The 7,141-nt window shown below is 49.9% G+C and carries 1 protein-coding gene; it reads right to left on the reverse strand.

Going from position 1 to position 7,141, the window contains the following annotated elements; genetic code table 11:
• The coding region (locus tag IQR33_RS25735; RefSeq protein ID WP_228014144.1) for a tandem-95 repeat protein at positions 1 to 7,141 on the reverse strand (7,141 nt) is incomplete at both ends.

Below are 7,141 nucleotides of genomic sequence, written 5' to 3' on the forward strand. Positions count from 1 at the left end.
GTCGCCAGATACCGGAGCATCGTTGACTGGCAATACATCAATGTTCGCGTTGGTTGTCGCTGTTGCACCGTCTTCATCAGCGACGACTACGTCTAGGCTTACGCCACCGTTGAAGTTTTCATTTGGTGCGAAGCTGTAAGTGCCATCGTCATTCGCCGTTAGAATGCCGTCGTTACCACTGTAAGAGACGCTTTCTAGGCTCACGTCGCCTTCCACATCGCTTGATTGCGCTAGCAGTTGCTCTTCCGTGAAGATAATGACTTCGTCTTCATTGACAGAGTAACTTGTCGCACCTGCGATTGGTGGATCGTTCACCTCAAGAACGGTAATACCCGCAGTGGTTGAGTCTGTCGCACCCTCTTCATCGACAACTACAACGTCTAGGCTGACCTCGCCATTGAAGTTCTCGTTTGGAGAGAAGGTGTACGTACCATCACCATTGTCTTGGAACACGCCATCTGCGCCGCTGTAGCTGACACTATCAATCGCGACTTCGCCTTCGACGTCAGATGAGTTAGCCAATAACTGCTCGTTACTGATGGTGATCGAATTGTCTTCATGCACCGTGTAAGACGTGCTGCCTGCCACTGGTGGATCATTCTCTGGCGTCACACTCACATCGATATTCGCGGTCACGGTGTCCGTGCCATCGGAAACATCGAAGGTAAAGTTTACGTCGCCATTGAAGTTTTCGTTCGGTGCGAAGCTGTATGTGCCATCGCCATTGTCAGTAAGAACACCGTCCGCGCCAGTGTATGTGACACCTTCTACCGATAGGTCATCGCCATCGATATCGGTTGCACCATCCAACAGGTCTTGATCAGTAAAGGTCAACACGCCATCTTCACCAATGGTGAACGCTTGATCTTCTGGCTGTGGTAGGTCGTTAACTGGATTAACCGTTAGATCTGCCGTCGCGACCAAGGTGTCAGAACCATCACTGATATCAAACGTGATATCAATGTCGCCATTGAAGTTCGCGTCGGGCGTAATGGTAAAGCTACCATCGTCATTAGCCGTAACCGTCGCATCACCGTCAACCACTAGGTTGGAAGCGGTTAGTGCATCACCTTCTACATCCGTTGCTTGAGCGAGAAGCTGCTCTTGGCTTAGCGTGATTGAGTTGTCTTCGTCGACACTGTAAGCCAAGTCACCCGATACTGGGGCATCATTGATTGGCAGAACATCAATGTTTGCCGTCGTCGAAGCGGTCGCACCATCTTCGTCCACGACTACAACATCAAGGTTCACTTCACCATTGAAGTTTTGGTTTGGTGCAAAGCTGAACGTACCATCACCATTGTCGGTAAAGATACCTTCGCTGCCACTGTAGCTCACGCTATCTAGTGCTACCTCACCTTCAATATCGGAAGAGTTTGCCAACAACTGTTCTGCACTGATGGTAATGACTTCATCTTCATCAATGGTGTAACTGGTTGTGCCTGCGATTGGTGGATCGTTCACCTCAAGAACGGTAATGCCCGCTGTTGTTGTATCAACCGCGCCGTCCTCGTCAACCACGACAACATCTAGGCTAACATCGCCTGTAAAGTTTTCGTTTGGTGAGAAGGTGTAAGTACCATCGCCATTAATTTCGAGCACACCGTCGTTACCGCTATAGCTCACGCTGCTGATCGCAACATCACCCTCGATATCAGACGAATTAGCCAGTAGTTGCTCGTCACTGATGGTGATCGAGTTGTCTTCATGTACTGTGTAAGACGTGCTGCCCGCCACCGGAGGATCGTTCTCTGGCGTAACTGTTACATCGATATTTGCCGTCACTGTATCCGTGCCATCGGAAACATCGAAGGTAAAGTTTACGTCGCCATTGAAGTTTTCGTTTGGAGCGAAGCTATACGTACCATCGCCATTGTCAGTTAGGACACCGTCCGCGCCTGTATAAGTCACGCCTTCAACTGTTAGGTTGTCACCTTCTACATCCGTCGCGCCTGTTAACAAGTCTGCATCTGTGAAGGTAAGAAGACCGTCCTCACCCACAGTGAACACTTGATCTTGTGGCTCTGGTGCGTCATTCACTGGTGTTACTGTTAGATCGAGACCAGCCGCAACCACTTCTTCACCATCCGTGACATCGTAACTAAACTCGATATCACCGTAGAAGTTCTCGCTTGGAGTAATGGTGAAGCTGCCATCCTCGTTCATTTCAACCGTCGCATTTTCATCATTGGTGCTTAGGTTGATTGCACTTAAGTCATCGCCATCGATATCAACAGCGTGCTCCAGTAACTGTTCTTGAGTCAGCGTGATGCTGTTGTCTTCGGCGGTGACTGCCGTGATATCGCCCGTCACTTCTGGTGCGTCATTGGTCGGCGAGATATGAATCGTCACATCTTGCGTCGCTGTCGCTGTGGTTCCAGTATCAACATCTGTAGAGGTTGCATTCACGGTTAGCGTCACATCGCCGTTGAAGTCCGCAGAAGGGATAAACTCTAGTCCTTCTAGCTCGCCTGGTTGTAGTGACCAAGTGCCGTCGCCATTATCAACACCTGCTGATAGTGCGCTGCCTTCTGGCACATCTTCAATCAAGATAGCGAGGTTTTCTGAACCATCGGTATCGGTCAATGCGGCATCAATATCAAGCGGCACTGGTGTATCTTCGGTACCAATGATTTGGTAATCCGCGTCCGCTACCGTGATTTCGATGTTGTCGATGCCGAATGACTCGTCAGGAATACTTTGGTTTAGCGTAGAACCAAAGCCTAACTGAAGCTGACCGTCTTCCACCGGAACGGTTAAGTTCACTTGGTGTGCTTGGTCATTCCAACCACTGAAGCCTTCACGTTGAGAGGCTCCATGAATCACTTCACCCACTTCGTTACCGTCAGAGTCGTATAGCGTTGTCGTACCATCTTGAGTACGGAACGCTGAGTTCTCTAACGTCGTTAGCTGTTCACCGCCCACAAAGATTTGGAACGACTCGCCATCCCATGAATCGATTTCGTAGAAGCTAAACGAGATATTAACTTCGTTGACATCGCTTGGAATATCGTAGGTTTTGCTGACCGCTTCATCACCGCCAGTGCCACCAATACGACCCAGCATGTCGCCCGTTTCGAAGCCTTGTGAACTTTCAGTGCTCACGTTCCAACCGTTCGAGCCAGACTCGAAGTTGTCCGAAGCAATCACCAAGTCCGAAGCAATCGAAAGCTCTGGCATATCAACCACAGATTGAACATCAATGTTCGCTTCTGCTGGCACGGTTGCGGTGCCATCGTTGACATCAAACGTCACGTTCACGTTGCCATCGAAGTTTTCATTCGGCGCAAAGGTGTACGTGCCGTCACCGTTGTCGACTAAAGTACCGCTGTCAGAAGCAACGTTTTCAACCGTTAGGTTATCACCATCGATATCACCTGCATTTTGCAGCAGTTGCTCTTCGGTAAAGGTGAAGCTGGTGTCTTCTTGCGTGACGAACTGTGGCTGACCAACCGTTGGTAGGTCGTTTACTGGGTTCACAGTCAGATCGGCAGTGGCTTGAATGGTGGCATCGCCGTCCGTAATGTTGAAGCTCAGATCAATGTCGCCATTGAAGTCTGCATCCGGGGTGATTGTGAAGCTGCCGTCATCGTTCGCAACAACGGTCGCATTGCCATCAACTGTCAGGTTGGATGCGGTTAGTTCATCGCCATCCACGTCGCCGGCTTGAGCAAGAAGTTGCTCTTGGCTGAGAGTGATAGAACCATCTTCATCAACGCTGTATGCCAAATCACCTGATACCGGAGCATCATTGACTGGAAGAACATCGATGTTTGCATTGGTTGCTACCGTCGCACCATCTTCATCGGTCACGACTACATCTAGGCTGACATCACCGTTGAAGTTTTCGTTTGGTGCGAAGCTGAATGTGCCATCGCCGTTATCGGTAAAGATACCGTCGGAGCCACTGTAGCTGACGCTATCAATCGCGACGTCACCTTCAACGTCAGAAGCATTCGCCAACAGCTGCTCAGAGCTAATGGTGATGACTTCGTCTTCGTTGACTGAGTAGCTAGTTGCACCGGCAATTGGCGGATCATTCACCTCAAGAACAGTAATGCCAGCGGTGGTTGAATCCGTCGCACCGTCTTCATCTACCACGACAACATCTAGGCTGACTTCACCATTGAAGTTATCGTTTGGCGAGAAGGTGTAAGTACCATCACCATTGTCTTGGAACACGCCATCTGCGCCACTGTAGCTCACGCTGTCGATTGCTACTTCGCCTTCTACGTCAGATGAGTTAGCCAATAGTTGTTCGTTACTGATGGTGATCGAATTATCTTCATGCACCGTGTAAGACGTGCTGCCTGCCACTGGTGGATCGTTCTCTGGCGTCACACTTACGTCGATATTTGCGGTCACGGTATCCGTGCCGTCAGAAACATCGAAGGTAAAGTTCACGTCGCCATTGAAGTTTTCGTTTGGCGCGAAGCTGTAAGTACCGTCACCGTTGTCGGTTAGGACACCATCTGCACCAGTGTAGCTCACACCTTCTACCGAAAGACTATCGCCATCGATATCCGTTGCACCATCAAGCAGATCTTCATCAGTGAACAACAAGACGCCATCTTCACCAATGGTGAACGCTTGATCTTCTGGCTGTGGTAGGTCGTTAACTGGATTAACCGTTAGGTCAGCTGTTGCAACAATAGTGTCGCTGCCGTCGTTGATATCGAACGTGATATCAATGTCACCATTGAAGTTCGCATCAGGCGTGATGGTGAAGCTGCCATCATCGTTTGCCGTGACCGTTGCATCACCGTCAACAACTAGGTTAGATGCGGTTAGCGCGTCGCCTTCTACATCCGATGCTTGGGCAAGAAGCTGCTCTTGGCTTAGCGTAATTGAATTGTCTTCATCGACACTGTAAGCCAAGTTGCCCGATACTGGCGCATCGTTGATTGGCAAGACATCGATGTTTGCGTTAGTTGCCGCAGTTGCACCGTCTTCATCAACAACCACAACATCTAGGCTCACATCGCCATCGAAGTTGGCGTTTGGTGCGAAGCTGAATGTACCGTCACCGTTATCGGTAAAGATACCGTCGGAGCCGCTGTAGCTCACGCTATCAATCGCAACTTCACCTTCAACGTCAGAAGCGTTCGCCAACAGCTGTTCAGAGCTAATGGTGATGACTTCGTCTTCGTTCACTGAGTAGCTGGTCGCGCCTGCGATTGGTGGATCGTTCACCTCAAGTACTGTAATACCCGCGGTAGTTGAATCCGTCGCACCGTCTTCATCGACCACGACAACGTCTAGGCTCACTTCGCCATTGAAGTTCTCGTTTGGCGAGAAGGTGTACGTACCGTCACCATTGTCTTGGAACACACCATCTGTGCCGCTGTAGCTAACGCTATCAACTGCGACATCTCCTTCGACGTCTGATGAATTCGCCAGTAACTGCTCGTCACTAATGGTGATCGAGTTGTCTTCATGCACTGTGTAAGACGTGCTGCCTGCCACCGGTGGATCGTTCTCTGGCGTGACTGTCACATCGATATTCGCGGTCACGGTGTCCGTGCCATCGGAAACATCGAAGGTGAAGTTCACGTCGCCATTGAAGTTTTCGTTTGGAGCGAAGCTGTATGTGCCGTCACCGTTGTCGGTTAGGACACCATCTGCGCCAGTGTAGCTCACACCTTCTACCGATAGGTCATCGCCATCGATGTCCGTTGCACCATCAAGCAGATCTTGGTCAGTGAAGGTCAACACACCATCTTCACCAATGGTGAACGCTTGATCTTCTGGCTGCGGCAAGTCATTAACTGGGTTAACCGTTAGGTCCGCCGTTGCAACAATAGTATCGCTGCCGTCGTTGATATCGAACGTGATATCAATGTCGCCATTAAAGTTCGCATCTGGCGTGATAGTGAAGCTACCATCGTCGTTTACCGTAACCGTTGCATCGCCATCAACCACTAGGTTAGACGCAGTCAGCGCATCACCTTCTACATCCGATGCTTGAGCAAGAAGCTGCTCTTGGCTCAGTGTGATTGAGTTGTCTTCGTCAACGCTGTACGCCAAGTTACCCGATACTGGTGCATCATTGATTGGTAAGACATCGACTGTGATGTAAGTATCGACCTCTGCACCATCTTCATCGCGAATGGTCACATCCAACTGTACTTGGCCATTGAAGTTTTCATTCGGTGCAAAGCTACAAGTACCATCACCGTTTACTGAGAAGATGCCATCTGGACCGTCGTAGCTGATGCCTACTAGCTCAACATCCCCTTCAACATCCGAAGCATTCAGTAGCACTTGCGATTCACTGAAGGTTAGAACTTGGTCTTCATCGATAGTGTATGCGGTAGGACCTGCGATTGGTGGGTCATTTACCTCAATCACAGTAATGCCTGCAGTGGTCGAGTCCGTTGCACCATCTTCATCGACAACGACAACATCTAGGCTCACCTCGCCGCTGAAATTTTCGTTTGGTGAGAAGGTGTACGTACCATCACCGTTGATTTCCAGCACGCCATCGTTACCGCTGTAGCTCACGCTATCAATCGCCACTTCGCCTTCTATATCAGACGAGTTAGCCAACAGCTGTTCGTTACTAATGGTAATCGAATTGTCTTCATGAACGGTGTAAGCCGTGCTGCCTGCAACTGGTGGATCGTTCTCCGGCGTCACGCTTACGTCGATATTCGCCGTCACGGTATCCGTGCCATCGGAAACATCGAAAGTGAAGTTCACGTCGCCATTAAAGTTCTCGTTTGGTGCGAAGCTATATGTGCCATCACCATTGTCAGTAAGAACACCGTCCGCGCCTGTGTAAGTGACGCCCTCAACAGATAAGTCATCCCCTTCAATATCGGTAGCGCCTGTTAGGAGATCCGCATCAGTAAAGGTCAGCACACCATCTTCACCAATGGTGAACGCTTGATCTTGTGGTTCAGGCGCATCGTTAACTGGTGACACCAATAACTCAAGGTTGGTTGAGACAACATCATCGCCATCAGACACATCGAACGTAAAGGTGATGTCACCATTAAAGTCCGCATCTGGCGTTAAGGTGTAAGTACCGTCACCATTGTCTGTGATGGTGATGTTTTCATCATCCGTTGCCAAGTTCAGTGCTGTCAGTTGGTCTCCATCCAAGTCACGCGCATTAGCGAGCAAATCTTCTTGCGTG

The organism is Vibrio sp. OPT46 (genome assembly GCF_015163535.1).
In the GTDB taxonomy this organism is placed as follows: Bacteria; Pseudomonadota; Gammaproteobacteria; order Enterobacterales; family Vibrionaceae; genus Vibrio; species Vibrio alginolyticus.